At 72.3% G+C, this 2,319-nt stretch carries 1 protein-coding gene; it reads right to left on the bottom strand.

The features are described from left to right. Nucleotides 1-109: 109 nt before the first annotated feature. A complete protein-coding gene (locus tag ACZ6ZR_RS11160) occupies nucleotides 110-1,900 on the bottom strand; it encodes a cellulase family glycosylhydrolase (RefSeq protein ID WP_465641651.1) in 1,791 nt (596 codons plus the stop codon). Between the last annotated feature and the right edge of the window lie 419 nt (nucleotides 1,901-2,319).

Raw genomic sequence — 2,319 nt, 5'->3', positions numbered from 1 at the left:
GCCGGCCGCCCCCGCGCCCCCCCCCCCCCGCCCGCCGCCCCCCCCCCCCCCCCCCCCCCCCCCCCCCCCCCCCCCCCCCCCCCGGGGCCGGTACGGAGCCGACGGCGCGTCAGGCCGCCGTGCAGGTGAGCACCGGGGCCGTATTGCTGCCCGACCAGGTGCCCTGGAGTCCGAAGGAGGTCGAACTACCCGCCGCCAGCGCGCCGTTGTAGCCGAGGCTGGTGGCGGTGACGGTGGCGGCCGACTGCTGGACGGTGGCGTTCCAGGAGCTGGTGAGCTGCTGGCCGTTGGGCCAGGACCAGTTCACCGTCCAGGAGTTGGTGGCGGTGACGGCGGTCACCGTCACCGTGGCGGTGAAGCCCGAGCCCCACTGGTTGTCGAGGTGCCAGGCGGCCTTGCAGCCGCTGGTGGTGCCGCCGGTCGCGGTGGTGGCGGTCACGGAGCCGGAGGCGGCCGAGACGTTGCCGGCCGCGTCACGGGCCCGGACGGTGTACGCGTAGGCGGTGGCGGCGGTCAGGCCGGTGTCGGTGAAGGCGGTGCCGGTGGCCGTTCCGGCCGGCGTGGTGCCGCGGTAGACGTCGTAGCTGGTGACGGCGGTGTTGTCGGTCACGGCGGTCCAGGAGAGCGAGACGGTGCTCGCGGTGGTGCCGGTGACGGTCAGGCCGGCCGGGGTGGAGGGCGGCGTGGTGTCCCCGCCGTCGCCCGGGCCGGAGGGGCCGAAGCCGGGCGCCTTGACGTCCGCCAGGTAGGCGTCCTTGGTGGTGTTGACGGTGGTCCAGTCGTCGTTCAGGATCCCGCCGGTGTCACCGGAGTTGGGGTTCCACGACCAGAACGTCCAACCGACGCTGTCCGCGCCGTACTGCGCGGTCGGGCGCAGGTACTGCACCAGCGCCTTGAGCCACGTCCGGTCGACACTCGCCTGCAGCGTGGTGCCGAACTCGCCGACCCAGACCGGGGCGAGGTTCTGCTGGAAGAGGTAGCCCCAGTTCTTGTCCCAGATGCCCGGCATGTTGGAGGGGAAGGACGGGTCGCTGAACCAGCTCTGCTGGGCCACGCTGGTCGCGTAGTCGTGCGCGGAGTACACCACCCGGTTCGGCACGTTCAGCCGCACCGGGTACTGGCCGGCGCCCTGGAGGTTGCCGCCCCACCAGTACGAACTGCCGTTGAAGGTCTGGACGCCCTCGACGAAGACCAGCAGTCGGGGGTTGGCCGCGAGGACGGCGTTGCCCGCCCGCTCGGCGGCCAGGCGCCAGTCGACGGTGGTGTCGCCGCAGCCCCAGCAGGCGGGGTCGTGCGGCTCGTTGTGCAGATCGATGCCGATCACGGCGGGCTTGCCCGCGTAACGGGTGGCCAGCGCACCGAGGTTGGAGATCCAGGTCGACTCGGGGACGGCGGAGGTGTACCAGAGCGCCGACTGTCCGGCGGAGTCCGGGCGGTGGCGGTCGAGGATGACCTTCAGGCCGCTCGTCCCGGCGAAGTCGACGATCTTGTCCATCACCTGAAGGGAGTTGAGGCCCTGGAGGTCGGTGTTCATCCCGCCGGAGGTGTTGAGGCTCACCGGCGAGGTGCCCTTGAACAGGTCGTCGCTGTAGGGCAGCCGGATGGTGTTGTACCCCAGTGACTTCATCTGGGTGATCATGCTCTTGTAGTCCCGGGCCCACAGGCCGTGCGGGACGTAGTTGGCGGTCTCGAAGCCGAACCAGTTGATGCCCGCGATGCGCACGGGACGGTTCGCCTCGTCGAGCAGTTGGCGTCCGCTGGTGTGCCAGTAGCCGGAGCCGACCGGGGTGGCAGCGGCGGCGGTAGTGGCAGCCGTGGCGACTGTGGGGATGGCGAGCGCGGTTGACGCGAGGGCGACGGCCAGCAGGGCGTCGCGGAGGCGGCGTACGGGGTGGAGCACGTCGCTGGTCCTCTCTGGGCTGACCCGGACAGGAGTGTGGGAGCGCTCCCATTATGGGGTGACGGAAGGGCTCCCTGGGGTTCTGCCGGGATGTGGGGGGTGGGGCCGGACGGCCGGTGTGCCCGAAGGTGGGGGTGGGCATGCCGGGTCGGACGGTGTCCAGTGAAGCCATGAAGTGACGGGACGTCAAGGGTGCCATCCGCATTCACTTCTCGAACTCGCCCCGTGGACAGGCCAGTTCGAGCACACCCGGTCGGCGTTCCGGGAGACCGTCGGGAACGCCGCTCCGGGGTGGGGGGGGGGCCCGGGGGCGCCCCCCCCCCCCCCCCCGCGCAGGGGGCCCCCGCACACAGGGTGTTGCCGCGCCCCCGCGGGGGCCCACGGGTTACCTTGAGCCCGATGGCCCGGGGCTGCGCGGG

This window comes from Kitasatospora sp. NPDC088742 (assembly GCF_055584905.1).
The sequence above is the reverse complement of the archived record's forward strand: the minus strand, read 5'-3'. Positions and strand labels throughout refer to the sequence as shown.